Raw genomic sequence first — 24132 nt, 5'->3', positions numbered from 1 at the left:
CGCCCCGGTCGCTGCCAAGGGAACGAGATGGGACTATTTATCCCATCTTAGAGCGATTCCCGCTGAAATAATGGCGATCTGCCCGGGGTTTTTCCTGCCTGGTTAAGGTGTCCTGACGGCACGCGGCCGAAACGGCCGGTGTCATGATCCGCCCTGATCCGCCCTCATCCGTCCCTTGGACCGCCGGGCGGGCGCCGGTGCGATGTGGATACGCCCCCCGGCAAGGCTGATCAAGGCTCCCGCAAGGGTCTGCTTCAGGAACGGCCGGCCATTTGCGGCTGCGCGGGGGCTTGCAGCCAAACTTGCAGCTATGGCCTGGTCGAGCGCCGCTAGGAGGGTCTCGACCTTGCCGAGTTCCGCCGGCCCCTCATGACCGAGGGCATTGACGGCCCGCAGCAGGAGCCGCAGCCGGACCTCCTCCGGCAGATTGGCGAATGCCGAGGCCTCGAAGCTGCGAACGCCCGCCTGCGGCGCATCGCCGCGCGCCCGAAGCTGAAGGAAGCGTTCGGCGCCATCGACCAGCACATCGACCGCCGCATTGGCGCGCGCCAGCCTGCCTGCGAGCCGCGCCAGGCTCCTGCTGTCGCCGCCCTCGGCCGCGAGCTGCGGCAGCAGCGCGCGCAGCCGCGGCCGGGTGAAGGCGGTGTCGCGATTGGTGGGATCGTCGGCAAAGCCGATCTTCGCCCGCCTCAAGGTCGCGATCAGCTGCGACTTCGGGACATCGAGCAGCGGGCGCGCCAGCACGACGCCGTCGCGCTCCGTGAGGCGCGCCATCGCCGACAGCCCGGCAAGCCCGCTGCCGCGGACAAGGCGCATCAACAGGGTCTCGGCCTGGTCGTCGCGGGTGTGGGCGGTCAGCACATGGCTCGCGCCGGCGTTGCGCGCGGCCTGCGCAAGCAGGCGGTAGCGGGCTTCGCGTGCGGCGGCAGGCAGTCCCGTGTTCGGCTTCGCGCCGCGCCAGCGCAGGGTCCGGTGCGCCAGCCCGAGTTCAGCCGCCAGCCGCTTGACCTCGCGTGCCTCGCGCGCCGCCTCCGGGCGCAGGCCGTGATCGACGGTGACGACGGTCAGTTGCGGGCCGCGTGCCAGGCCGCGCTTCCAGCGTGCGGCGAGCCACATCAGCGCGACCGAGTCAGGTCCGCCGGAGACCGCGAGCACCAGCGCCGGCGCGCTTCTGAGCTCGGCGAAGAGCTGCTTCGCCGCGCGCGCAGAGATCGGTGAGTTGTCGTCGTCTGACATGACGCTGCCCAGGCAATCACCAGACAATTTAGCGCAGCGCCATCCGCATTGTCAGGGCACAAATGCCGCGCGTCAGCACTTCACCCGCTTCTGCTCGCGATCGACGGCGGATTTGACGCCGGCGGAGGCGCGCGGATATTTGCGGCCGACCTCGCCGAAGGCGGCGCAGGCGGCCTCTTTCTCCTTCAGCGCGGCCAGCGACTGGCCGAGCCGCAGCAGGGCATCCGGCGCCTTGGCGGATTTGTCGTATTTGGTGGTGACGGCGAGGAAGGCTTCCGCGGAGTCGCGATATTGCTGGCGCTGGAAATAGCTTTCGCCGAGCCAGTATTGCGCGTCGCCGAGCAGCGGATCGCTCGGATGTTTCTGCGCAAAATTCTTCATGGTCTGCTCGGCGAGCGCATAGTCCTTGCGCTGCATGTAGCCGATGCCGAGGTCGAACTCGTCGCGCGGCGTAGCCGAGGGCGGCAGGGTCGTCAGGCCGGTGCCGCCCGATGGCGCGGGATAACCCGATTGTGCCGGCGGGTAGCCGGGCTGGGCTGCCGGCGGCACGCCTTGCTGGTAGCGCGGGCTGGTGTTGGCGAGATCGAGCGGCTCGCCGGCAGCGCGCCCGCCGCCAGGGGCGCCTGCCGCCATCGGCTGCTGCCCGCCACCAAGCGCGCGCGGCGCGCCGGGCGCATTCGGGTTCTGGTTCGGATCGAAGGAGTCACCGCGGCGGCGCACGCCGGGCGCACCGGGCGCCGGCTGCTCCTGAACGATCGGCGCGGGAGCAGCGATCTGCGGCTGCTCGTAATTCGGCTGAGCCTGTTGCTGCTGGCGGTAGGCCGGCGCGGACTGCGCAGGCGGTACGGCTGCGACAGAGGGCTGGACCGGCGCCTGTCCGGGCGCGGCCTGCGCGCCACCCTCGAGCGCCCGCAGCCGCTCCTCGAGCTGGCGGTTGCGGTATTGCAGCTCCTCGTTCTGGCCGGTGAGCTGGCGCAGCTGGTTCTCCAGCCGCTCGATCCGCATCTCGGGGTCATCGTCCGACTGCGCCAGTGCGGGCGAGCACAAAGTGAACAGCGCGGCGATCGCCACGGTGCCGGTAAAGACCTTGGATCTGGATGACATCTTGCCCTGACGACGAAAACGAAATCTGCGACGGAACCTGCGACGCGCCACACATTGAAAGGCAGTACGCCAAAAATGTGACTGGCACCACGGGGTTTCGGTCACAGATGGCTGAAACAAAACCGGCGCCCGAGAGGGCGCCGGCATAATCGGTTCCTGAAGATGAACGGCGCCTGACTGATCGTCAGGAGCTCGCGTTCAGCACGGTGACGGCGCGACGGTTCTGCGACCAGCAGGAAATATCGTTACAGACCGCGACCGGCCGCTCCTTGCCGTAGGAGATCGTGCGCATGCGGTTCGGATCGATGCCGCGCGAGGCGAGGAACGAACGCACCGACTGGGCGCGTCGGGCGCCGAGCGCGATGTTGTATTCGCGGGTGCCGCGCTCGTCGGCATGACCCTCGACGGTGAAGCTGTACTGCCGATAGTTCTGGAGCCACTGCGCCTGCTTCTCCAGGGTCACGATCGCCTGCGGCGTCAGATCGGTCTGGTCGCTCTCGAAGAACACGCGGTCGCCCACGTTAACGACGAAATCCTGCTGGCTGCCAGGCGTCGCAGCATTGGCCATCGCATCCGTCGCTGCGTTCTTGTTCGCGCATGCGCCCATCGACAGCGCGATCGCAACCACCGCAGCCAGCTTCAATCCCTGGAGGATACGCATAGGGTATTTCATTCCGGAGCCTCCACGCTCACGTTCGTCCACTGCTGTCCGGTCTACAGGGGGTTGGTTAAGCGAACGTTCCGTCAACCTTGATGGAACCTTGCTTCAGCCGGTCAAATGCCCCCAAACCGCGAAAAGCAACCGTCATGGTTAATGGGTTCTAAATGTGGCGCGAGGGTGAAGCAACCTGCAGCAACCGGCAAAAGTGCAGGCTTTTGCTGGAATTTTGGGCTCGGACGATGATGGGGATGAACGGAGCCCCGGCCGAAAGGCGCGCGGCGGCTCGAGGCGGTGACGGCAGGCAATCAGACGTGAGCGGCTTCCGGCACCAGTGACGACCGCTGCGGGATCTCGCGCTGCCCGCCGCGCCCAAACAGCATCCGCCGCTCGAAGGCGGTGGAGCGCATGATCGGATAGCGCTCGAACACCTTCTTCCGGAAGGTCGGGAAATCCGCCGCCATCAGGCCGAACGGCTTGGTGAGACCCAGCACCAGGCGGGGCTCGGCGATCGTCTCGTGCAGGAACACCCGCCGGTAGAAGGCCTGATGCTCGGGACGCACGATGGCGAGGCCGAGATCGGCATTGAAGTGCTCGCACGCCATGTAGGCGAGCCGGGTCGTCAGATAGGGCAATTCCGGAACCCGCTTCACCTGGTCGGGATCGGCGACAAAGCGGGTCGGGTCGATCATGACCTCGCCGCGATCGAGCCGCGGCAGCAGGATGTCGGGGAAGACGTCGGCCGAGGTGGACTCGCGCCATTCCGAAGTCAGCACGCTGATGCGCACGGAGCTGCAGAGCTGGCCACGGAGATAGACGCCGAAGGTCCACGCGTTCGGCAGCTCGTCGTAGCGGTCGGTGACGCGGGCTTCCGCGGATTCCCTGACGGCACCCTCGCGCAGATAGGCGCGGTAGCGGAGGTTGTAGATTTGCTCCTTCTCCGGGTCCGTCGCCGCGAGATGATAGTCGACGTCGGTCAGAAGCTCCGCTCCCCGTCCAACAGCCGAAATGACAGATCTGGCTGAGGACTGCATTCGAACTCCTTACCCACCACCAACAACACCACCACGCGAACCTGGGCCATTTGCCGCTGAACAACTTGCGCGCGCGTGACGATTTATTAACACCTCCTTAACGACGATGCAAAGCAATCGACGCGATAGGGTTAACCCCCGTAGCACTACGGTCGGTTCAGCAACTGCCTGAAACGACGTGCAATTTCTGGATGTGGACTCAGGCGAAGGAGCGTGAGCTGACAACCTGGAGCAGGCCCTCGCCGCGCCGCCCATGCGAGGCGTTGAGGAGCTGTCGCATCCGCACGGCGGGCACCGGACGGCTGAACAGATAGCCTTGCGCCTCGGAGACGGTGCCGTCGGCGCTGATCAGCTCGAGCTGCTCGTTGGTCTCGATGCCCTCGACCACCACCGCCATGCCGAGGTCGGCCGACAGCCGCGCCACGCCACGCAGCAGCGTCAGCGGCCGGTCGGTGTCGATGCCCTCGAGGAAGGAGCGGTCGATCTTCACCTTCTGCATCGGGAAATTGTGCAGATAGCTGAGGCTGGAATAGCCGGTGCCGAAATCGTCGAGCGAGATGCGCACGCCGAGCGCATGCAGTTGCGACAGCGTGTCGTGGGTGAGCTGGGTGTTACGAAGCAGCGAGGACTCCGTGATCTCGATCTCCAGCCGGTGGGCCGGCAGCCCCGAGACCTCGAGCGCGTAGCGGATTTCGCTGAGCACGTCGCGCTGGTGGAATTGCTGCGGCGAGAAGTTCACTGCGACGCTGACGCCGTCGGGCCACTTCATGCATTCCATGCAGGCGCGGCGCAGGATCCAGCGGCCGAGATCGACGATCAGCCCCATGTCCTCGGCGACCGGGATGATGTCGACCGGCGAGACCGTGCCGCGTACCGGATGATTCCAGCGCAGCAGCGCCTCGCAGGTCGTGATCTTGCCGGACTTCAGATTGACCAGCGGCTGGTAGAACAGCTCGAACTCCTCGTTGGCCAGCGCCTTGCGCAGGTCGAGCTCGAGGATGCGGCGGGCCTCGACGGTGGCCGCCATCTCGTCGCGGAAGAAGCAGAAGGTGCCGCGGCCGTCGGCCTTGGCGCGATAGAGCGCCATGTCGGCGTTCTTGAGCAGCGTGTCGGCCCTGACGTCGCCGTCCGGCGAGGTCAGCGCGATGCCGACGCTGGCGCCGATCTCGACCAAATGATTGTCGATGCGGTAACGCTCGCTCAGGCGTTCGACGATGCGGCGGGCGAGGCTCGCGGCATCCTCGGCCGAGCTGATGTTCTGCTGGAACACGACGAACTCGTCGCCGCCGAAGCGGGCGACGAAATCCTCAGGACGCAGCATCTCGCGCAGGCGGTTGGCGACCGCGCACAGGAGCTGGTCGCCGCAGGGATGGCCGAGCGTGTCGTTGACCTGCTTGAACTGGTCGAGGTCGACGAACAGCAGCGCCGAGAGGCGCTCGGCGTCGTGCGAGATCGCCAGCAACCGTTCGATCTCGTCGCGGAACGAGACCCGGTTGGGCAGCGCCGTGAGCTCGTCATAGCGGGCGAGATGGGTGATCCGGGCTTCCGCGTTGGTACGCTCGGTGATGTCTTCCAGCAGCAGCACCGTGCCGCCGCCAGTCATCGGCTGGAACGTCCAGGCGAGCGCGCGGCCGCGCGAGGAATCCGGGTCGGTGGTGACGATCTCGCAGATCCGCGCATGCTCGATCTCGGCCAGGATCTGCTTGCCGCTCTCCGCCGAGATGGAGCCGGCGGCGATACAGGCCGATACGATGTCGGCAGCGGTGGCGCCACGCTTGACCAGATCTTCGGGCAACGCCATCAGCTCGCCGAAGCGATGGTTCATCACCGCAAGGCGGCCGTCGGCGCGAAACATGCACAGGCCATGCGGCATGTTGTTGAGCGCGGTGTCGAACTGGCTTGCCAGCGCGGACTCACGAAAGCTCGAGGTCAGCGCCTTGACGAAGATCGCATGCAGGCTGAGATTGATGTTCTTCAGCCCGACGAAGAAGAACACGAGCAGGACGGCGAGCCCGATGTGGTAGAAGCCGCCATGCAGCAGCAGCGCGAGCGACATCGGTGCGCAGGCGAGCGCGACGTGCCACTGGATCACCCGGGGCTGGCCGTAATTGCGGGCGGCGCCGCCCGCGGTGTAGCCGATGCCGATGGCGACACAGAGCATGTCGGCAATCGGATCGTCATTGTTGTAGATGACGACGAAGGACCACAGGCCGAGCACCGCCGCATAGCTGAGCGCGCCGAGCCAGTAGCGCGGCTCCAGGTGCTTGGCTTCCTCGAACGACAGTGGGTGCGTGCGGTTTTCGTATCCGCGCATCTGGAACGCGCGCGCGGTGCCGATCGCGATCAGCAGAAATGCGAGCGGCCACAGCCAGACATCGCCTGTCTTCAGCGCAGTCATGACCGCGGCCACGGCCGCGGAGGCCGAGCCCAGGAAAATCGCCCAGAAATTCTGCACCATAGAGTTGATGAGAGCGGCGTAGAGTATCGGCTCCAGCTCGTCTCGATCGCTCTGCTTCTGGTCGGCCAGCTGCATCGGCTTGTTACGCGTCCTGTTTGGCGCGTACTTTTACCCAGACCTGATGAAGCCTTTCTGAGGGAACATCGTTAAAGTCGAGTTGTTTTTCGGCAATAGCGAACATGTTTCCGCTGAAATATCAAGCAACTAGGCAAGCGTTGCCGGGCACAAGGTGAAGGAAAGCTTGCGTCCTGCACCAAACCCCGAAAAAATCGGCATGTTTTTTCGAAAACATCGCGCGTCTGAACGCGCAATGTCTTAGCCCCGATGTTTCACGCGAACCTGTATCCGCTTCGCTCACAAACGCTCTAGCCGGGTGTCGAGGACAGCAGCGGCGACCATGCCGGGTCGGAGGCGAAGCCCGGCGTCGGCACCTTGAGCTCGTTGCGGCCGGAGATGTCGACGGAGAACAGCGACGGCCCGCCGCTGCCGCCGGGATCGCGGAAGAACATCAGCACGCGGCCGTTCGGCGAGAAGGTCGGCCCTTCGTTGTGATAGCCCGAGGTGAGCAGACGCTCGCCGGAGCCGTCCGGCTTCATGACGCCGATCGAGAACTGCCCGCCGCCCTGCCTGGTGAAGGCGATGTAATCGCCACGCGGCGACCACACCGGCGTCGAATAGGTGGCGTTGGTGTCGTCCTTGGAGAAGGAGATGCGCTGCGCCTGTCCGCCGCCCGCGGCCATCACATAGATCTGCGACCTGCCGCCGCGATCGGACTCGAAGCAGATGCGGGTGCCGTCCGGTGAGTAGGACGGAGAGGTGTCGATCGCCGGCGTGTCGGTGAGGCGCGTGGTCGAGCGCGAGCGCAGATCCATCACAAACAGGTTCGAATTGCCGCCCTGCTGCAAGCTCATGATGACGCGCTGGCCGTCCGGCGAGAAGCGCGGCGCGAAGGTCATGCCGGGGAAATTGCCGACGATCTCGCGCTGGCCGGTCTCGATGTTGAAGAGATAGACCTTCGGATCGCCCTGGCCGAACTCCATGTAGGTGATCTCTTGCGAGTTCGGCGAGAAGCGCGGCGTCAGCACGAGGTCGGAGCCGCGGGTCAGATAGCGCACATTGGCGCCGTCCTGGTCCATCATCGCGAGCCGCTTGACGCGACGCTCCTTTGGACCGGTCTCGTCCACGAACACCACGCGGCTGTCGAAATAGCCCTTTTCGCCGGTCATCTGCTCATAGATCTGGTCGGAGATGATGTGGGCGATACGGCGCCAATATTCCGGCGAGGTGAAATATTGCTGGCCCGCAAGCTGCTGGCCCGTGATGACGTCCCACAGGCGGAATTCCGCCTTGAGCCTTCCGTCCTGCCCCCGCGTCATGCGGCCGGTGACAAGGGCCTGCGCGTTGATGGTCTTCCAGTTCTGGAATTGCGGCGCGACGTCGATGTTGCTGATGCGCTCGATGAAGGCGGCCTGGTCGATCGGTGCGAACAGGCCCGACCGCTTCAGATTGTTGGTGATGACCTGGGTGACGCCGTTGCTGACGTCGCCGTCGGCGGGCGAGCCCGGCACGAAGTTGGAGATCGCGATCGGGATCGGCCGAAACTCCGTTGGATTGAGTTCGAGCCGCTTTTGGCCCTGGGCCAGGGCGTGTCCGCCCCCGAGCGTCGCGAGCGCCGATCCTGTCAGCGTCATGAAGCGGCGGCGGTTCATCGATAGGACGTCATTCATCGCAAAATTCTTTTGTTCGGATGTCACAACATATCTTTCAGGCCGAAGCGCATCGGAATGGTCTTCCAAGTGTCATACTGCTGCTTCGGCAGGAACGAATAGACCTGACACTGCACGATGGCGCGCTTGGCGCTCTCCGCCACCGCCTGAGCAATCGACCGAGACGGGCCGCGAACCGCGACGATAACCGGCTCGGACGCAAGCGAGCCGTCGATTTTCATCGGGATATCGATGTCAGCCTCGTATTGCTCGGCGTCTTGCCCGTTATAGGTGGGCGTGAAGCAGCGCCGGACCGCATTCGTGAACGCGCCTCCCCACGTCGCAACGTTGTTGGCAGCAGTCCCGGTCGTCGATCCCAGCGCAGCCGACGCATTCAGCGCCGCGCCGGAGAGCTCGTGCCGGGTCGCCGCGCGCTTGTCGAGGTCGCGCTGGATCTGCGCGGGATCGAAGCTGCGCTCCTTGGGCTTCGGTTGCTGTTGCGGCTGCACCGCCGCGACCTTCTGCTCGACGGGCTTCGGCGGCGGCTTCTTGGTCTCCAGCTTCTTCTGGAGCTCGGCGATCGGATCTTCCTTGGCCGGATCAGGCTTCTTTTCCTGCGGCTTCGGCTCTTCTTTGGGTTTGGCCTCGGCAACGGGCTTGGGCGGCTCGGGCTTCTTCTCGACCGGCTTCTCGACGGGTTTCGGCGGCGGCTCGGGCGTCGAGTTGGTCTTGATCAGCTCTTTCTTCTCGGTGACCTTGCCGACCGCATCTTCCTCGGGCTTGGCCTCGGCGATCTTCTCGACCTTGGGCTTCGGCTCTTCCTTCTTGCCGGTCTTCTGCCCCGACATCATCTGCGCAAGCTGATCGGTGGAGATGATGTCGATCGGAAGCGACTCTTCCGCGACAAAGGCCTTGCTGCTAAAGGTGACCAGTCCCCATCCAAGCACGAGGACGTGGAGGGCAATCGACGCAACGAGTGTCTTGTCGACGTTCACCTTCACCGGTTTACCCCTGATCCGCCTCGGTCACGAGCGCCAGCTTCTTGAAGCCCGCGCCGGACAACAGGCCCATGACCTTGGCCACCGTTCCGTAATCCGCCTTCTTGTCCGCGCGCAGATAGATGCGCTCCTCGAGCCCGCCGCGCGCGTCCGTGATCGCCTTCAGCTTCGGGATCAACTCGTTGATCGCGATCTCGGCGTCGTTGATGAAGACCTTGCCCTTGATGTCGACCGACATCTGGATTGGCTTCTGGTCGTTGTTTTCGAGGCTCTTGGCCTGGGTCTGAGGCAGGTCGAGCGGCACGCCGACCGTCAACATCGGCGCCGACACCATGAAGATGATGAGCAGCACCAGCATCACGTCCACCATCGGCGTGACGTTGATCTCGGCCACGACGGGCTTGCGCCGGCCACGGCGCCCGCCGCCTCCGGACGAACTAGCTACGTTCATCGCCATGATCGAGTGCCCAAATTGCCCCTCACACTATACATGCCGTCCGTCAGCCCCGCTCGTCGATCTGACGCGACAGAATGGCGGAAAATTCATCGGCGAAACCTTCCAGCCGCTGGGCCTGCCGGTTCACCTCGGAAGTGAACTTATTGTAGAAAATAGTGGCAGGAATGGCGGCGATAAGGCCGACGGCGGTCGCAAACAGCGCTTCCGCGATGCCCGGCGCGACCACCGCCAGGGAGGTATTTTTCGATGCCGCGATCGACTGGAAGCTCGACATGATGCCCCAGACCGTGCCGAACAGGCCGACAAAGGGGCCGGCGGAGCCGACGGTAGCGAGCACCAGCAGCCGGCGTTCCAGCCGCTCGACCTCGCGCGCGATCGAGACGTTCATCACCTTGTCGATGCGCATCTGAAGGCCCGCGACCGAGCGGGCGTGGCTCTCGAACGAGCGCTTCCACTCGCGCATGGCGGCGACGAAGCAGGCCGCCATGGAATGCGTCGGCTTGGCCGAGAGCGTGCGATAAAGCTCCTCGATCGACTCGCCGGACCAGAAGGCCTGCTCGAACCGGTCCATCGAGCGGCGGGTGCGCGCGTAAAGAAAGATCTTGTCGATCGCGATGGCCCAGACCCAGACCGAGCAGGCGAGAAGCCCCAGCATCACCGCTTTCACGATCCAGTGAGCCTGCCAGAACAGCGCAATCAGCGACACGTCCGCGGAAGCGGCAACCGGAAGGGCTGACTGAGCCACGTCGGCCGGATTCATAAGCAGTATCCTCTCAAGGCGATCATTTCCCTGACCTCTCCGGCCAGCAAATGGCTGCCGGTTCCCCAACAGCCGCGCTAGCACCGGCGCGGCCGGCAAGCCCGCTCAAAGCCTTGTCTTTCTGGGGTGCAGGGGCTCGTCCAAAGCCGGCCGTCTGCATTCCCTGCCAAGATGTCAAAACTATGGGCCTTGAGCACGGCTCCGGGCACGACTGTCCGCAATTACCAGAGCCCGCCGATGGTTAACGTGCGGTTACCACGGCCGAATTTGGCTGCCGGAAAGGTAGGCAGCGCAGGCGGTTGGCCGCTTTGCCGCGGGACATGGCGGCGACGGATCGGAGCCGGGTCCACTGGCGAGGTCGGTTCCCTCCCCCCTTGCGGGGAGGGCTAGGGAGAGGGGTACCACACGGGGGCTCCCACCGTGATGAAATCGGACGCACGCAACGAGCACTTTTCCTGGGTTACCCCTCTGCCCCCCCTCCCCCCAAGGGGGAGGGAGCGCAGTCGGACTCGTGGCGCTATGACACCGGGCACAACGGACGCCCCTTCTGGAACCTCCTCCCCTGCCCAGCCCGAAATCGCAGGGAGCTTAGCGTGCGCCACAGCTACACCACGACCACATGCTCCATCTCGCATCTCACGGCGGGCACGAGCTGATAGGCTGCGCTCGCGGACAACAACGTGCCGGCATCACCGGCCCAGCCTGAGGAGCGTCCAGTGCCGAAACCACAAACCAATGTGCGGTGGATGGCCGCCGCGATCATATCGGTCAGCCTCGTCACGTTCGGCGCCGCGCGCGCGGCGTCGGTCGCACCGGTCGCCGCGCAAAACGGCATGGTGGTGTCCGCGCAGCATCTGGCGACCCAGGTGGGCGTCGATGTGCTGAAGCGCGGCGGCAATGCCGTCGATGCCGCTGTGGCCGTCGGCTATGCCTTGGCCGTCGTCTATCCGGCCGCCGGCAATCTCGGTGGTGGCGGCTTCATGACGATCCAGCTCGCCGACGGCCGCAAGACCTTCCTCGATTTCCGCGAGACCGCGCCCAAGGCGGCGACGGCCAATATGTATCTCGACAAGGATGGCAACGTCATCAAGGGCATCTCGACCAAGGGGCATCTGGCTGTGGGTGTGCCAGGCTCCGTCTCGGGCATGGAATATGCGCGCGAAAAATACGGCACCATGAAGCGCGCCGACCTGCTCGCTCCCGCGATCCAGTTCGCCGAACAGGGATTTGTACTCGACCAGGGGGACATCGACCTGCTGCGCTCGGCAACCGACGATTTCAAGGACGATCCAGCATCGAGCGCGATCTTCCTCAACAACGGCCAGCCGTTCGGCGTGGGCGATCGACTGCTGCAATCCGAACTGGCGAAAACCCTGCGCGAGATCAGCAGCAAGGGCACCGACGGCTTCTACAAGGGCTGGGTCGGCAGCGCCATCGTGGCATCGAGCCAGGCCGGCAAGGGCCTGCTGACGCAGGACGACCTCGACGGCTACAAGACGCGCGAGCTCGCACCTGTCGAATGCGACTATCGCGGCTATCACGTGATTTCCGCGCCACCACCGAGCTCGGGCGGCGTCGTCATCTGCGAGATCCTGAATATCCTGGAGGGCTACCCTCTGAAGGAGCTGGGCTACCATTCCGCGCAGGCCGTGCACGTGCAGATCGAGGCCATGCGGCATGCCTACGTGGACCGCAACAGCTATCTCGGCGATCCGGATTTCGTGAAGAATCCGCTCGACCGCCTCCTCGACAAGAATTACGCGACCAAGATCCGCGCCGTGATCGATCCGAACAAGGCCGCAATCTCCAAGGACATCAAGCCGGGCGTCGCGCCGCACGAGGGCAGCAACACCACGCACTATTCAATCGCGGACAAGGACGGCAACGCGGTATCGGTGACGTACACGCTCAACGATTGGTTCGGCGCCAAGGTGACGGCGGCCAAGACCGGCGTGCTGCTGAACGACGAAATGGACGACTTCACGGCCAAGGTCGGCGTGCCGAACCTGTATGGCCTGGTACAGGGCGAGGCCAACGCGATTGCTCCCGGCAAGCGTCCACTGTCCTCGATGAGCCCGACCATCGTCACCAAGGACGGCAAGACGGTCATGGTGGTGGGCACGCCCGGCGGCAGCCGCATCATCACGGCCGTGTTGCAGACCATGATCAATGCGATCGACTACGGCATGAACGCGCAGGAGGCCGTCGACATGCCACGCATCCACCAGCAATGGCTGCCTGATATGACCAATGTCGAGGACTATGCACTGTCACCGGACACGCGCAAGATCCTGGAAGGCATGGGCCACAAATTCGGACCGCCGCAGCCGGCGAACCATTTGGCGGTCATCATCGTCGGCGCGCCGTCGCTGAACGGCGAGCAAGTCGGCAATAATCGTTACTACGGTGCGAACGATCCACGCCGGAACAGTGGGCTGGCGGCAGGGTATTGAGACAACGCGTAGGGTGGGCAAAGGCGCGAAGCGCCGTGCCCACCGCTTCTGTAGAAGCGGTCGAGGTGGGCACGCTTCCGCCTTCGCTCTTCGAGCTACGGCGGACAAGTCGCTTTGCCCACCCTACGGGGGCTCTGCTCGGGAGTCGCGCCCCTCACCATTTCTCCTTCGAGGTCCGCACATCGAGCTCGAACGACCAGGCGCGCTCGGGCTGGCGATAGAGGAAGGCGAAGGCATCGACGATGCCATCGATGTCGATCAGGCTGTCCTCGCGGCCGGCCGCATCCGGGAACCTCGAAAATATCTTGTCGCCGGCGATCGCGCCGTCGACCACGACATGGCCGACATGGATGCCGTCGCTCGCGTATTCCTTGGCCATCGCCTGCGCCAGCGTGCGCAGGCCGGCCTTGGACGAGTTGAAGGCGCCGTAGCCGGAGCGTCCGCGCAGCGAGGCACTGGCGCCGGTGAACAGCAGCGTGCCGGTCTTCTTCGGCACCATCCGCCGCACCGCCTCGCGGCCGAACAGGAAGCCGCCGAAGCAGACCGCGCGCCAGGCATTCTCGAAATAGTCGGCGTCCATCTCGATAATCTTGCCGGGCGTGTTGTTGCCGGCGTTGTAGATGGCGAGGTCGAGGTTGTCGCCGGCGGCATCGAACAGCGCGACGATGTCCCCCTCCCTGGTCGCATCGGCAACGAAGGGCACGGCTGCGCCGCCCGCCTTCGTGATGTCGTCTACAACGGCCTGCAAGGCAGACAGCGTCCGGCCCGCGACGATCACCTTGAGCCCATCGGCCGCAAGACGCTTGCACAGCCGGGCCCCGAGCCCGCGGTCCGGTCCAACGCCGATCACGATTGCCGTCTTCATTTGCATGTCTCCTAGGGATCGATTGATGGCTCAAGCCGCCGAGGCGGGCTCGGGGCAATTGGTCAATCGCGCGGGATTGCCGATCGCGGTGCAGCCGGCGGGCACGTCACCGGTCACAACAGTGCCGGCGCCGATCTTTGCGAAATCGCCGATATAGATGTCACCGAGAATGGTCGCGCCGCCGCCGATGTAGACACCGCGGCCGATGCGCGGCGAGCGCGTCGGCAATTCACCGCGACGGCCGATGCTGACGTTCTGGAGGATGGTGACCTCGTCGCCGATCACCACATTCGCACCAATCACGATGCCGGTGGCGTGGTCGAGATAGACGGACGATCCAATGGATGCGGCCGGATGAATGCTGACCTGCAAGAGGTTCGACGCCTCGTTCTGAAACAGCAGCGCCGCGTCGCGATGGTCACGACGCCAGAGCCAGTTCGAGACGCGCCAGGCTTGCAGCGCGACGTAGCCCTTGTAATGCAGCAGCGGCGGCAGCAGGTCGGTGATGGCGGGATCGCGCAATGCGATCGCCTGCAGATCCCGGCTGGCGGTTTCGATCAGGTCTGGCTCGCCTTGAAAGGCGTCGCGGGAATAGGACGTGAAGCGCGTGCGCCCGGTGGTGCCGCTGCCGAGCCGCTGCCCGATCAAATCGGCCAAGGCGGCGGCAAAATCATCATGAGCGAGAATGGCACGCGCAAGGGCCTTGCCGAACACGGGGTCGGCATCAGCCGCGCGCTGCGCCTCGCTGCGGACCTGTTGCCAGAGGCCGCCGCTCGCCGTGATCGCAGCTTCCGCCATTGTCGCCTCCGGTCCGCCCACTCTTGTGAAGGCGAATATAGGCGGTCCGGGTCGGGGCGCCAGTCACGCCGCCGGGACGCGCTTGCTTTCGCCCTCAAGACCGGGCCGGGCCCGCTTGCGCAGGCTGAGCGCGTAGAGCCAGCCGCCCGCCGCGATGAGCACCGGCAGGACGAAGAGCGCGACATCGCGGAGCAGGATCATGGGGCGATGCTCCCCTTTGCAAACGAGACCGCGCGGCTGAGTGCGAACGAGGCGAACCAATAGAGATAAAGGCTGAGAAAGAACCGCCAGGATTCGCCGAGCTGCCACTGCGGATAGAGCTGGACTTCCGTCGGCCATCCATTGAGGAACGCGATCGCCACCGGCACGGTGTTTCCGAACCAGTCGAACAGCGCCGAGGCGCGCTCGAGGAGCGCGATGCGCTGGCTGATCTCTTTGCGTTCGGCGTTGGTCATGGTCGGGCCCGTCAGCGCGCGGGAGGTGCGCCGTCAGGGCTTGGTCGGGCCCGGCGCGGATCGGGTTCTACCGGTCCTGCACATGTACGTGATCAACGCCGCAGAACGCACGCCCACCGGCGCAGAGGCGAAAATGGCAATCGGGATCAGACGCGCAGCTGCCATAGACCAAGCCGATGTAGCCCAGCACCGCCAGGGCGGTCACGGCAAGCAGCAGGCGGGTGTAGAGGTCCATGATGCGCGTCGTCCAGCAGCGCGGCGGATTGAGGTGGCACGCGCAAGTCTTGGTGTCGGTTCGCCGGCAGTTGGTTCTGGTCCCCCAAAAACCAAACCGCCCGCCTGCGGGTTGCGCAGGCGGGCGGCTCGGGGCCATCAGGACTTTGGGGGCATGCGCCTGAAGGCTTTGAGAGGCAGATCCCGGATCAGCCTTTTTGGATCAGCCTTGCGGCTGGTCGGTCGGCGGCGGGGTCGGGCGCGTCTTGTGCTGCGCCATGAACTGGTCGAACTCTTCCTTGTCTTTGGCGTGACGCAGACGGTCGAGGAAGTTCCTGAACTCGACCTGCTCTTCCTCAAGCCGCTGCAGCGTCTCGGTGCGGTATTCGTCGAAGGCACGGTTGCCGCTCGAGGGCGGGCCGAAGCCGAAGCCGAAACCACGGCGCTCCATGCGGCCGCGCATGCGGTCCATCTTGTACTGCATCCGCTCCATCTTGTTCTGCCAGCGATCCTGGTGGCTCCAGCAACCCATTTTTCTGCTCCCGAGTGTGAAAAAGAGAAGGGCGAGTCCGATCGGCCACCAGATGATGAAGCCGAGGATGGTCACGGCGATCCAGCCGGGATGCCAGGGCGTATCGAGCATGTGGGGGCGCTCATAGCGTTCGTCAGAGGAACCGCGCCATCGATTGACATCAGCGGTGTAGGCCATTTCCATCTCCATCACGGCACCAGCGCCGTTGTGAATGTAAATAACATTTACATAGCTAGACCATCCCGCGATTTTGTCAAGCCGGCCGCCTGACAGGGTCGCCGAATTATTTGCGCAATTTTATTTCGGCTTGCCCCAGGGGCCGCCGGGCGGCAGGCCAGAACCGGAGGATGCCTCCGGTGGCACTGGCGGCGGCTCGGCGCTTCGTGCCGGCGGACGGCGGTCAGTCGGGAAGCCGAGGCCGCGGAGATAGATCAGCACTTCGGCTTCGAGCAGGTCATCCGGCGACATCGGCAGTTTTCGCCGCGCGGCGTCGCCACGCGAGAACAGCGAGGCCACGCCGTGGGCCATCGACCAGATGTGCAGCGCCATCATCATGGCCGGTGGCCGCGGCGTGCCGGGCGGCGCCAGCGCCGCAAGCCGCTCGGCGGCTGCGCGAATGATGTTGAAGGCGCGTTCACTGGCGGCCTGCAGGGCCGGATTTGAATCGACCGGCACGCCTGATTCGAACATCGCGTTGTAGAAGGCAGGCTCCTCGCGGGCGAAGGCGAGATAGGCCTTGCCGACGCGTTCGAACGCCGAGACCGTATCCGGGCGCCCGTCGTCCCAGGCCGCGGTCAGGCGCTGCTCGAACTGCTCGAAGCCGCGCTGCGCGATCGAGGACAGCAACTCCTCGCGGTCGCGGAAATGCCGGTAAGGCGCCGCCGCGCTGACGCCGGCCATGCGCGCGGCATCGGCAAAGGTGAAGCCGGCAGCGCCCTTCTCGGCGATCAGCCCGAGGGCAGCCTGCAACAGGGCTTCCTTCAGATTGCCGTGGTGATAGCCGCGCTCGGTGCGGCCCTGGTCCTTACGCCAGCTCATGTGAACAGCTTTTACATGAGCCGGGCGTGAAGTCACTAGCGCAGGCCGGATTTGATTAACCGGCCAACTCGTCATTCCGGGGGCGGCTCGACCCGGGGCTGCTCGACGAGCCGAACCCGGAATCTCGAGATTTCCGGGCTCGCGTGTGCGCGCCCCCGGAATGACACGGCCTAGCCGCCGGGAATCGGCAGCACCGGCATGATCTCGACGCGTTCGCCGGGGAAGATCGCGAAGTGCGGGTGGTTCTCGAACATCTTGGCTGCGGCCTCATGGGACGCGGCGCGGACCACGGTGAAGGCGCCCATCTCGTTGGCGATGTCGGCGACGCCCTTGCCGTCGACCTTCTTGGTCTTGCCGAGAGGGCCGCCCATGGCCTGGATCGCGCCTTGATGCTTCTCGACCCAGCCTTTCCAGGCCGCCATGCCCTCCTGCTCCTTCGCCTTCCGCTCGGTCTCGGACATCGCGTTCCAGGCGGCCCATTGCGGGCTGGTCTTGCTGCCGAGGAAAACGGCGAGATAGGTATCGGTGCTCATTGGTTCTCTCCTTTGTTGATGGATGATGGATTGACGAGCCGCGAGTTGATCCGCGGCCGTCTCGGCTACGTCTTCAGATCGTCGAAACCGGCGGCGGCTGCCTGCACCTCCGGCGGAAAGTCGGCCATCTCCTGCACCTGCCGGATCTCGATGACTTCATTGGCGGAAGCCGGGCACTTCTTCGCCCAGGCGATCGCCTCCTCGCGCGAGGCAACCTCGATCATCCAGTAGCCGCCCAGAACTTCCTTGGCTTCGGCGAAGGGGCCGTCGGTCACGATGGGCTCGCCGGTCGCGAACGAGACGCGCGCGCCCATCGACGGCGGGTGCAGACCGTCGAGCGTGATCAGCACGCCGGCATCCTTCAGCGCCTCGTTGTAGCGCATCATCGCGGCGACGCGTTCGGGATCGAGTTGCACGTCCGGCGGCGCGGTCTCGTAGCCGAGCGGAATCATCAGCATCATGAATCGCATGAGCAGTCCTTGCTTGCTTTGTCGTTTCGGGTTTGCGCGGCGCGGCGCCACCCCCGGAAGGACGGGAGCGGCGGTCCGGGCCGCCCACCCTTACCTCTAAGACGAACCAACCTTTACGGAACCGACAAGGTGATGAAAATTATTCCGGAGGTCATTGCGCCGGCCGCTAGCGCGGCTGTGGCAGGAAACGCCCATCCGTCCGGGCCGCGCCGAAATAGACGTCGATGCGGCGGACCTTGCCACCGGCAAAGGTGAAGAACTCCGTGTTGCGAAAGCTCCTGCCATCTTTCGCCAGACAGAGATAGGTGACGAAGGCCTCGTCGCCCCGGACGAAAATCCGCTCGATGTCGTGTCGCGCGATCCAGCCGGTGTCCTTCCAGCAGCGCTCGAAATAGGCCGCCTTGTCGAGGTCGTCGTCGAACGGACTGGTGAAGCGGAAATCGTCGGCCAGTGCGTCGGCGACCCGTTGCCGGTCGTTGCCGAGATAGGCTGCGAAGAGGTCTCGAATCAGGCGCTCGCGGTCGTCAGGCATTGATGGTCTCCGCAGAGAAGATCCTCTTGAAGACGATGCACGAACGCGTGCCCCGACATTGCTGCCGAATTTCAACAGAGACGATGCGAAAATATCGCGAGGCGCGTCCGTACGATTACGGACCGACTATGTCCACCGCCGTGCATATAGGACGAGAATCTTCGAAAGCAGAACAACATGGCCGGCGCACGCGGAACTACGGAGACCGCGCAGCTTGCTGCAAGGGTTTACAGTTGATCAACGCGTGCATGCAACTTTTTCGGGAAGGCCAATTGCAGCTCGGCCGACGCGCAGTTGAACCATTCTGGGGACCTTCAAGTGTTCAATTTCAACAGCAGGGCCAGGATCCAGCACGCGCTCGCGGAAGTCGACGCCCTCGATCGCTCGCAGGCCGTCATCGAATTCGATCTTGACGGCACCATCCTCGATGCCAACGAGAACCTTCTGAAAATGAGCGGCTATTCGCTCGCCGAGATCAAGGGAAAGCATCACAGCATCTTCGTCAGCCCGGCCGAACGCGAGAGCGCCCGCTACCGCGACTTCTGGGCCAGCCTGAACCGCGGCGAATTCCAGACCACGCAATACAAGCGCTTCGGCAAGAACGGCAAGGAAGTCTGGGTTCATGCCTCCTACGCCCCGTTGCTGGACAAGAACGGCAAGGTGGTCAGCTTCATCAAGTTCGCCACCGACATCACGGCGTACAAGATCAAGACTATGGAAGACTCCGGCAAGATCGCCGCGATCAACCGCGCGCAGGCCGTGATCGAGTTCAACATGGACGGCACCATCGTCACCGCCAATGAGAACTTCCTGGGCGCGATGGGCTATTCGCTCGACGAGATCAGGGGCAAGCATCACAGCATGTTCGTGACGCCCGAGGACCGCGCGAGCTCGGCCTATGCCGCGTTCTGGGCCAGGCTGAACCGCGGCGAGTTCGAGGCGGCCGAGTACAAGCGGCTCGGCAAGGGGGCTAAGGAGATCTGGATTCTCGCGACCTACAACCCGATCCTCGACGAGACCGGCAAGCCGTTCAAGGTGGTGAAGTTCGCAACCGACATCACCGCGCAGAAGATGAAGGCCGCCGACAATGACGGCCAGCTCGCCGCGATCCGGAAGTCGCAGCCGGTGATCGAGTTCAACATGGACGGCACGATCCGCACCGCCAACGAGAATTTTCTCAAGGCGGTGGGCTATTCGCTGGCCGAGATCAAGGGCCGGCACCATTCCATGTTCGTCGAGCCGAACGAGAGGAATTCGGCGGCCTACCGCCAGTTCTGGGAGACGCTCAACCGCGGCGAATACCAGGCCGCCGAATACAGGCGGATCGCCAAGGGCGGCCGCGAGATCTGGATCCAAGCGTCCTACAATCCGATTCTGGATCTCAACGGAAAACCCTACAAGGTGGTGAAATACGCCACCGACATCACTGCGCAGGCGATCGGCCGCAAGAAGGCCGACAATGCGCGCGGGCTGATCGAGGCGGTCGCGGCCGGCAGCGAGCAGATGAGCGCCTCGATCCGCGAGATCTCCGAGACCATGGCGAAATCGCGCGAGACCTCCAAGGTCGCGACCACCAGGGTCGAGTCCGCGGACGGCCAGGCTCAGAAATTGACTGCGGCGGCGCAGGCCATGAGCGGCATCGTCGAGATGATTTCGGGCATCACCAGTCAGATCAACCTGCTTGCGCTCAACGCCACGATCGAATCGGCGCGAGCAGGCGAAGCGGGCCGCGGCTTTGCCGTGGTCGCCTCCGAGGTGAAGAACCTCGCCAGCCAGGCCAAGCAGGCAACCGACACGATTACCTCCGAAATCGACGCGCTGAACACCATCTCGGGCGACGTTGCGAGCTCGCTCACCGCGATCAAGGCCGCGATCGCCGGCGTCAACGAGTTCATCGCCTCCACCGCAGCCGCGGTCGAGGAGCAGAGCATCGTGACCTCCGACATGTCGTCGAACATGCAGCGCGCATCGGCGGAGCTGGCGTAAGCTCTCGCCTTATCACTATCCCCGTCATCCTTCGAGGGCCGCTGAAGAAGCGGCCACCTCAGGGGTGACGGAGAGAGAGACCGACGCCCTTACCTTACCGCTCCCAGCGTCGCTTCACTCGCCCCGTCCGGCAGCATCTCGAAGACCGGCGAGGCCAACACCGCATGCACATGCAGCATGGTCGCTCCCGAATTGCGGAAACCGTGCTTGCGGCCGGCGGGAACCAGCAGCACCTGTCCGGCCGTCACCGTGATACGCCGGGCTTCGATCCACATCTCCGCCTCGCCCGCCCGCACGGTCAGCACCTCCTCGACCGTGTGGCTGTGCGTCGGCGCGCCGGCGCCGGGATCGACCCATTGCTCGAAGATGCAGAGCGCGGTCGCGCCGTTGCGCGCGGATGTGACCATGCGGGTCTTCACACCTGGCCGCCAGTCCTCGAGCGGGATCGTGCTGGGATCGATGAGCATGGCCTGGAGCCCTTCTTGCCGGGACGAAAGCGAAGTAAAAGGAGCCGGCGCTCGTGCGCGCCCTTTCGAACACAGGACAGATTAGCAAATGCCGCAGGCCCCACAAAACGTCGCCCTCGTCACCGGAGCCGCGCGAGGCATCGGGCTGGCGACGGCCAAAAAATTCCTGGCCGAAGGGTGGCGCGTCGCGCTGCTCGATATCGAGGGGGAGCTGCAGGCAGCCGCAGCGGCGGCCCTGAAGAATCCCGATAACACGCTGGCGATCACCTGCGACGTGTCCGACGCAGCCGCCGTGGGAGCTGCAATGGCCGCGGTCATGAGCCGCTTCGGTCGGCTCGATGCGCTCGTCAACAACGCCGGCGTCGCCGTGTTCGCGCCAGTGCTGGAGACCAGCGACGCCGACTGGAACAGGATCATGGCGGTCAATCTCACCGGCCCGTTCCTGTGCACCAAGGCGGCCGCGCCGCTGATGCGCGAGCAAGGCGGCGGCGCCATCGTCAACGTCACCTCGATCTCGGCGGTGCGCGCCTCGACGCTGCGTTCGGCCTATGGCACCAGCAAGGCGGGCCTAGCGCACCTGACCAAGCAGCTCGCGGTCGAGCTCGCCTCGCTCAACATCCGCGTCAACGCGGTCGCGCCGGGGCCGGTCGACACCGCGATGGCGAAGCAGGTGCACAGCAGGGAGATCCGCGCCGACTATCACGACGCCATTCCGCTCAACCGCTACGGCCTGGAGGAGGAACTCGCCGAAGCGATCTATTTCCTGTGCTCGGAACGATCGAGCTACATCACCGGCCAAATTTTGGCCGTCGATGGCGGCTTCGATGCGGCTGGCATCGGCCTGCCGACGCTGCGCGGCGAACGGCGGAACGGGTGAACGTCGTAGGGTGGGCAAAGGCGCGCAAGCGCCGCGCCCACCTTCCCTCCAGATTTGAGATGCCATTGGTGGGCACGCTACGCTTTGCCCACCCTACGGGATCGAGTTAGTGGAGTGCTCCATGCGACGCATGTTCCTTGTGGGTGCCTGGATGCTCGCATCTGCGCTCTTTACCACCACCCCCGCCATGGCCGAAATCCGCATCATCCAGTCGCCGGGCGGACAGGTCGGGCCCTTCCTCGACCTGTTCGAGCAGGTGCGCGAGAGCGGCGAGCGCGTGGTGATCGACGGTCCGTGCCTGTCCGCCTGCACGCTGGTGCTCAGCATCGTGCCGGGCGAGCGCATCTGCGTCACCAAACGCGCGATACTCGGCTTCCACGCGGCGCGTTCGGTCGACCGGCGCGGGCGCTTTTATGCCGAGCCCGAAGCCTCCGACGCGGTGCTGCAGGCCTATCCCGGCCCGGTGCGCGACTGGATCAGCCGGCACGGTGGCCTCTCGTCCAGATTGCTTTTGCTGAAGGGCCGCGACCTCGCGGCGATCTATCCGCGCTGCCGCTGAGCAACAGGCGGCCGCCAGCGATGTGACCGGTTGCATCCGCCGCTGTCCGGCGATTAGGCAGTTTTGCAAAATCCCGACGATCCGGACACGAAATCCGCACAACCGCTTGGCAATGCCTGCCCAATTTACGCGGTTTGCGGCCTTTCCCGACCGTCTATGATGGTCCCGTCCAGATTGAGGCCGCTTGGGTCACGATGGCTGCAGGGCCGTCATAATCTCAGCAGTGGTCACAGACTAGGATGGTTCCGCTTTTTCAAGATTACACATTTTCAAACCGGTCGCAGGCCGTGCAGCCCATCGATTTTCACTACCGCCTGTCGGACCAGGGACGCATTGTCCTTGGCCAGTTGAGCTCCCAGGAAACCGTCGAATTCGAATTGCTGTCGCGGCGCCACCGCGAGGGTCTGATGGACCTGCCGTCCGAGCTGCGGCTGCTCGAGCTCTATGTGAAATATATCGGCTCGGGCGCAGAGGCTGCGCTCGCGCCGTCGGAGCTCGCATGGCAGACGAGCGAACCACGCCAGCGGCGGAGACCGCCGCGTGCGCGAACGGCGCGGCCGCGCAACTACGTCCTCTCGATGATCGTGATCGCGAGCGTCAGCTTCACGCTCATCGCGTTGCTGGTGAGCTAGCAGGCAAGCGCGACGGCGAAATTGCGCCGGTCACGCATTTCGTCGGGCCTAGTAGAGCCTCTGGATGGTCTGCGCCAATTCCAAGGTCGCGCAGATGAGCATACCCCAAAGTGCAAAATTGATTTGTAGCGCCGCTGCCATCGGTCGCTCCCTTCCCAAGTTACGCCCACCCCAGTTTGTAGAATTTATGAAGAAATTATTAGCGATTCTGTCGTGGAGTTTACAGCCTAATATTTCGCCAGTTGTTGTGCGATGCGATCCGCATGATTTCACGAAGCGGCCTCACTGCTCTCGCAATGTGATGCGAGAGCACGATTCCATATTGGGCCATGGCGGCCACGTCGTTTCCCTTAGGTTCCATTTAACCGGCGCGATGCAAGGCTCCGCATGCGGAGTTTGCGTGTCGCGTACCGCACCAAGGGTCCGGCATGCTGCGTCACGGCTTCGTCTTGCTCACTTTTTGCGCAGCGCTCCTCGGATGCGCGGCGGCGCCGGCGCAGGAGCGCCGACCGATCGCATGGGACGGCCTCGGCCGGGATCCGAACCAGGCCCCTCACCGCTCCTCTGTCACAAAGCGGCGCGCCGCGAACCCGGCGCCTGCGCAGGACAATCCCAATCAGGAGCGGGAAAGAGTGCTCGGCACCTTGCGCCCGTTCTCCGAGGCGTGGTGGGTGGTCCATGACGAAATCGAGGCGGAGAACGACAGGCAGCTTGGCACGAAACTCGTGATCTGCCCTCGCTGCGTTGAACCGCCGCCGCCAAGCGATGACGCGACCGGATCGCTCCGGTGAGCGAGCACGCGGCGATCAGCCGTGTGACATGACGACGGCATGAGTGACCCACTCCCGTAACAACGGGAGTGGGATCGCGGCTTGGCGTGTCAGGCCAACGCGTCCGTCACATGCCCTCGGCCGGGCAGTTCACCATCCAGGGAATGCCGAACTTGTCGACGCACATGCCAAAGCCCTTGGCCCAGAACGTCTTGCTGAAGGGCATGGTGACGGTGCCGCCGTCGGCGAGCGCGTTGAACTTGCGTTCGCCATCCGCGGGGTCCGTGACCGTGAGCGAGACCGAAAAGCCCTGGGCTTTCTGAAAATGCTCGGGTGGCGCGTCGGAGGCCATCAGCACGCTGCCGTCGGGCAGCGACATCCGCGCATGCATGATCATCTTCTCGCGGCCGGGCGCGGCGGGCATGTCCGGCGGCGCTTCCGATGAGCGCATCATGGCGTCGATCTTGCCGCCCAAAACCTTGGCGTAGAAGTTGAACGCCGCTTCGCAGGTGTCCTGATAGAACAGATAGGCATTGATCAT

The 24132-nt window shown here is 64.5% G+C and carries 27 protein-coding genes; 6 read left to right on the top strand and 21 right to left on the bottom strand.

Annotation, left to right across the window (positions count from 1 at the left end; genetic code table 11):
- Window positions 1–141: 141 nt before the first annotated feature.
- The 9 genes from tilS to tolQ form a co-directional block, all read right to left on the bottom strand.
- Window positions 142–1236: a tRNA lysidine(34) synthetase TilS gene (tilS, locus tag ABIA90_RS12265; RefSeq protein ID WP_354120060.1), complete on the bottom strand. Its 1095-nt coding sequence runs from the start codon at window positions 1234–1236 to the stop codon at window positions 142–144.
- Window positions 1237–1308: 72 nt separating this feature from the next.
- Window positions 1309–2340 (bottom strand): tol-pal system protein YbgF, encoded by a 1032-nt coding sequence (gene ybgF, locus ABIA90_RS12260; protein WP_354120059.1) that lies wholly within the window; start codon window positions 2338–2340, stop codon window positions 1309–1311.
- Between the two features lie 184 nt (window positions 2341–2524).
- Window positions 2525–3013 (bottom strand): peptidoglycan-associated lipoprotein Pal, encoded by a 489-nt coding sequence (gene pal, locus ABIA90_RS12255; RefSeq protein WP_247437811.1) that lies wholly within the window; start codon window positions 3011–3013, stop codon window positions 2525–2527.
- 293 nt (window positions 3014–3306) lie between these two features.
- Window positions 3307–4032, bottom strand: coding sequence for an N-acyl amino acid synthase FeeM domain-containing protein (locus ABIA90_RS12250; protein WP_354120058.1), 726 nt, complete (start codon window positions 4030–4032; stop codon window positions 3307–3309).
- A 199-nt stretch (window positions 4033–4231) separates the two neighbouring features.
- On the bottom strand, window positions 4232–6565 hold the full coding sequence (locus ABIA90_RS12245) for a putative bifunctional diguanylate cyclase/phosphodiesterase (protein ID WP_028152220.1): 2334 nt from the start codon (window positions 6563–6565) through the stop codon (window positions 4232–4234).
- A gap of 290 nt (window positions 6566–6855) precedes the next feature.
- Window positions 6856–8199 carry a Tol-Pal system beta propeller repeat protein TolB gene (tolB, locus tag ABIA90_RS12240; protein WP_049807612.1) on the bottom strand — a complete coding sequence of 448 codons (1344 nt, stop codon included), beginning with the start codon at window positions 8197–8199 and terminating at the stop codon, window positions 6856–6858.
- A gap of 41 nt (window positions 8200–8240) precedes the next feature.
- Window positions 8241–9197, bottom strand: coding sequence for a cell envelope integrity protein TolA (tolA, locus tag ABIA90_RS12235; protein WP_166080000.1), 957 nt, complete (start codon window positions 9195–9197; stop codon window positions 8241–8243).
- A 4-nt stretch (window positions 9198–9201) separates the two neighbouring features.
- Window positions 9202–9651 carry a protein TolR gene (tolR, locus tag ABIA90_RS12230; RefSeq protein WP_028152217.1) on the bottom strand — a complete coding sequence of 150 codons (450 nt, stop codon included), beginning with the start codon at window positions 9649–9651 and terminating at the stop codon, window positions 9202–9204.
- A 43-nt stretch (window positions 9652–9694) separates the two neighbouring features.
- A complete protein-coding gene (gene tolQ, locus ABIA90_RS12225; RefSeq protein WP_014492404.1) occupies window positions 9695–10411 on the bottom strand; it encodes a protein TolQ in 717 nt (238 codons plus the stop codon).
- Window positions 10412–11157: 746 nt separating this feature from the next.
- Between tolQ and ggt the strand changes: the two genes are divergently transcribed.
- On the top strand, window positions 11158–12864 hold the full coding sequence (gene ggt, locus ABIA90_RS12220) for a gamma-glutamyltransferase (protein WP_354120234.1): 1707 nt from the start codon (window positions 11158–11160) through the stop codon (window positions 12862–12864).
- A gap of 154 nt (window positions 12865–13018) precedes the next feature.
- Here the strand turns inward: ggt and ABIA90_RS12215 are convergent, their stop codons facing one another.
- From ABIA90_RS12215 to ABIA90_RS12170, 10 genes are all read right to left on the bottom strand, one after another.
- Window positions 13019–13729 carry an SDR family NAD(P)-dependent oxidoreductase gene (locus ABIA90_RS12215; protein ID WP_354120057.1) on the bottom strand — a complete coding sequence of 237 codons (711 nt, stop codon included), beginning with the start codon at window positions 13727–13729 and terminating at the stop codon, window positions 13019–13021.
- Between the two features lie 30 nt (window positions 13730–13759).
- Window positions 13760–14527 carry a serine acetyltransferase domain-containing protein gene (locus tag ABIA90_RS12210; protein ID WP_354120056.1) on the bottom strand — a complete coding sequence of 256 codons (768 nt, stop codon included), beginning with the start codon at window positions 14525–14527 and terminating at the stop codon, window positions 13760–13762.
- Window positions 14528–14590: 63 nt separating this feature from the next.
- Entirely contained in the window at window positions 14591–14728 is a 138-nt protein-coding gene (locus tag ABIA90_RS12205; RefSeq protein ID WP_187387923.1) for a hypothetical protein, read from the bottom strand.
- The gene (locus tag ABIA90_RS12200) at window positions 14725–14982 is read right to left on the bottom strand and encodes a hypothetical protein (RefSeq protein WP_354120055.1); all 258 of its coding nucleotides are present in this window, start codon (window positions 14980–14982) and stop codon (window positions 14725–14727) included. The genes ABIA90_RS12205 and ABIA90_RS12200 overlap by 4 nt, the downstream gene beginning before the upstream one ends.
- Before the next feature lie 67 nt (window positions 14983–15049).
- On the bottom strand, window positions 15050–15217 hold the full coding sequence (locus ABIA90_RS12195; protein ID WP_144030761.1) for a hypothetical protein: 168 nt from the start codon (window positions 15215–15217) through the stop codon (window positions 15050–15052).
- Between the two features lie 201 nt (window positions 15218–15418).
- A complete protein-coding gene (locus ABIA90_RS12190) occupies window positions 15419–15904 on the bottom strand; it encodes a DUF2852 domain-containing protein (RefSeq protein WP_028152211.1) in 486 nt (161 codons plus the stop codon).
- 120 nt (window positions 15905–16024) lie between these two features.
- Window positions 16025–16765 (bottom strand): TetR/AcrR family transcriptional regulator, encoded by a 741-nt coding sequence (locus ABIA90_RS12185; protein WP_071909737.1) that lies wholly within the window; start codon window positions 16763–16765, stop codon window positions 16025–16027.
- A 170-nt stretch (window positions 16766–16935) separates the two neighbouring features.
- A complete protein-coding gene (locus ABIA90_RS12180; protein ID WP_028152209.1) occupies window positions 16936–17298 on the bottom strand; it encodes a YciI family protein in 363 nt (120 codons plus the stop codon).
- A gap of 65 nt (window positions 17299–17363) precedes the next feature.
- Entirely contained in the window at window positions 17364–17768 is a 405-nt protein-coding gene (locus ABIA90_RS12175; RefSeq protein WP_028152208.1) for a YciI family protein, read from the bottom strand.
- Between the two features lie 166 nt (window positions 17769–17934).
- Window positions 17935–18300: a nuclear transport factor 2 family protein gene (locus tag ABIA90_RS12170; protein ID WP_354120054.1), complete on the bottom strand. Its 366-nt coding sequence runs from the start codon at window positions 18298–18300 to the stop codon at window positions 17935–17937.
- Between the two features lie 318 nt (window positions 18301–18618).
- Here ABIA90_RS12170 and ABIA90_RS12165 point away from each other — a divergent pair, with 318 nt between their 5' ends.
- On the top strand, window positions 18619–20286 hold the full coding sequence (locus tag ABIA90_RS12165; protein ID WP_354120053.1) for a methyl-accepting chemotaxis protein: 1668 nt from the start codon (window positions 18619–18621) through the stop codon (window positions 20284–20286).
- Between the two features lie 89 nt (window positions 20287–20375).
- On the opposite strand, the gene ABIA90_RS12160 is transcribed toward ABIA90_RS12165, so the two are convergent.
- A complete protein-coding gene (locus ABIA90_RS12160) occupies window positions 20376–20753 on the bottom strand; it encodes a cupin domain-containing protein (protein ID WP_354120052.1) in 378 nt (125 codons plus the stop codon).
- A gap of 88 nt (window positions 20754–20841) precedes the next feature.
- On the opposite strand from ABIA90_RS12160, the gene ABIA90_RS12155 reads away from it, so the two are divergent.
- The 4 genes from ABIA90_RS12155 (at window position 20842) to ABIA90_RS12140 (ending at window position 23612) form a co-directional block, all read left to right on the top strand.
- Window positions 20842–21630: an SDR family NAD(P)-dependent oxidoreductase gene (locus ABIA90_RS12155; RefSeq protein WP_166079991.1), complete on the top strand. Its 789-nt coding sequence runs from the start codon at window positions 20842–20844 to the stop codon at window positions 21628–21630.
- A 130-nt stretch (window positions 21631–21760) separates the two neighbouring features.
- Window positions 21761–22189 carry a hypothetical protein gene (locus tag ABIA90_RS12150; RefSeq protein ID WP_502916659.1) on the top strand — a complete coding sequence of 143 codons (429 nt, stop codon included), beginning with the start codon at window positions 21761–21763 and terminating at the stop codon, window positions 22187–22189.
- A gap of 287 nt (window positions 22190–22476) precedes the next feature.
- Window positions 22477–22821 carry a hypothetical protein gene (locus tag ABIA90_RS12145; protein ID WP_354120050.1) on the top strand — a complete coding sequence of 115 codons (345 nt, stop codon included), beginning with the start codon at window positions 22477–22479 and terminating at the stop codon, window positions 22819–22821.
- A gap of 428 nt (window positions 22822–23249) precedes the next feature.
- Complete coding sequence (locus ABIA90_RS12140; RefSeq protein ID WP_354120049.1) at window positions 23250–23612, top strand: hypothetical protein; 363 nt, start codon at window positions 23250–23252, stop codon at window positions 23610–23612.
- Window positions 23613–23718: 106 nt separating this feature from the next.
- On the opposite strand, the gene ABIA90_RS12135 is transcribed toward ABIA90_RS12140, so the two are convergent.
- Window positions 23719–24132: a VOC family protein gene (locus ABIA90_RS12135; RefSeq protein ID WP_028161093.1), complete on the bottom strand. Its 414-nt coding sequence runs from the start codon at window positions 24130–24132 to the stop codon at window positions 23719–23721.

The sequence above is a fragment of the Bradyrhizobium sp. LA6.8 genome (assembly GCF_040547935.1).
Lineage (GTDB): Bacteria > Pseudomonadota > Alphaproteobacteria > Rhizobiales > Xanthobacteraceae > Bradyrhizobium > Bradyrhizobium barranii.
This window is presented reverse-complemented; position numbering and strand designations above follow the sequence as displayed.

Excerpts from the sequence above, each read along its gene's own strand:
- ABIA90_RS12250 (WP_354120058.1), bottom strand. The coding sequence starts at position 4,032 with ATGCAGTCCTCAGCCAGATCTGTCATTTCGGCTGTTGGACGGGGAGCG.
- pal (WP_247437811.1), bottom strand. The coding sequence starts at position 3,013 with ATGAAATACCCTATGCGTATCCTCCAGGGATTGAAGCTGGCTGCGGTG.
- ABIA90_RS12190 (WP_028152211.1), bottom strand. The coding sequence starts at position 15,904 with ATGGCCTACACCGCTGATGTCAATCGATGGCGCGGTTCCTCTGACGAA.
- ABIA90_RS12210 (WP_354120056.1), bottom strand. The coding sequence starts at position 14,527 with ATGGCGGAAGCTGCGATCACGGCGAGCGGCGGCCTCTGGCAACAGGTC.
- ABIA90_RS12180 (WP_028152209.1), bottom strand. The coding sequence starts at position 17,298 with ATGAGCACCGATACCTATCTCGCCGTTTTCCTCGGCAGCAAGACCAGC.
- ABIA90_RS12160 (WP_354120052.1), bottom strand. The coding sequence starts at position 20,753 with ATGCTCATCGATCCCAGCACGATCCCGCTCGAGGACTGGCGGCCAGGT.
- ggt (WP_354120234.1), top strand. The coding sequence starts at position 11,158 with ATGGCCGCCGCGATCATATCGGTCAGCCTCGTCACGTTCGGCGCCGCG.
- ABIA90_RS12205 (WP_187387923.1), bottom strand. The coding sequence starts at position 14,728 with ATGATCCTGCTCCGCGATGTCGCGCTCTTCGTCCTGCCGGTGCTCATC.
- ABIA90_RS12175 (WP_028152208.1), bottom strand. The coding sequence starts at position 17,768 with ATGCGATTCATGATGCTGATGATTCCGCTCGGCTACGAGACCGCGCCG.
- ybgF (WP_354120059.1), bottom strand. The coding sequence starts at position 2,340 with ATGTCATCCAGATCCAAGGTCTTTACCGGCACCGTGGCGATCGCCGCG.
- ABIA90_RS12215 (WP_354120057.1), bottom strand. The coding sequence starts at position 13,729 with ATGAAGACGGCAATCGTGATCGGCGTTGGACCGGACCGCGGGCTCGGG.
- ABIA90_RS12170 (WP_354120054.1), bottom strand. The coding sequence starts at position 18,300 with ATGCCTGACGACCGCGAGCGCCTGATTCGAGACCTCTTCGCAGCCTAT.
- ABIA90_RS12185 (WP_071909737.1), bottom strand. The coding sequence starts at position 16,765 with ATGAGCTGGCGTAAGGACCAGGGCCGCACCGAGCGCGGCTATCACCAC.
- ABIA90_RS12245 (WP_028152220.1), bottom strand. The coding sequence starts at position 6,565 with ATGCAGCTGGCCGACCAGAAGCAGAGCGATCGAGACGAGCTGGAGCCG.
- ABIA90_RS12200 (WP_354120055.1), bottom strand. The coding sequence starts at position 14,982 with ATGACCAACGCCGAACGCAAAGAGATCAGCCAGCGCATCGCGCTCCTC.
- ABIA90_RS12150 (WP_502916659.1), top strand. The coding sequence starts at position 21,761 with ATGTTCCTTGTGGGTGCCTGGATGCTCGCATCTGCGCTCTTTACCACC.
- tolQ (WP_014492404.1), bottom strand. The coding sequence starts at position 10,411 with ATGAATCCGGCCGACGTGGCTCAGTCAGCCCTTCCGGTTGCCGCTTCC.
- tilS (WP_354120060.1), bottom strand. The coding sequence starts at position 1,236 with ATGTCAGACGACGACAACTCACCGATCTCTGCGCGCGCGGCGAAGCAG.
- ABIA90_RS12195 (WP_144030761.1), bottom strand. The coding sequence starts at position 15,217 with ATGGACCTCTACACCCGCCTGCTGCTTGCCGTGACCGCCCTGGCGGTG.
- ABIA90_RS12140 (WP_354120049.1), top strand. The coding sequence starts at position 23,250 with ATGCTGCGTCACGGCTTCGTCTTGCTCACTTTTTGCGCAGCGCTCCTC.
- tolR (WP_028152217.1), bottom strand. The coding sequence starts at position 9,651 with ATGGCGATGAACGTAGCTAGTTCGTCCGGAGGCGGCGGGCGCCGTGGC.
- ABIA90_RS12135 (WP_028161093.1), bottom strand. The coding sequence starts at position 24,132 with ATGATCAATGCCTATCTGTTCTATCAGGACACCTGCGAAGCGGCGTTC.
- tolB (WP_049807612.1), bottom strand. The coding sequence starts at position 8,199 with ATGAACCGCCGCCGCTTCATGACGCTGACAGGATCGGCGCTCGCGACG.
- ABIA90_RS12155 (WP_166079991.1), top strand. The coding sequence starts at position 20,842 with ATGCCGCAGGCCCCACAAAACGTCGCCCTCGTCACCGGAGCCGCGCGA.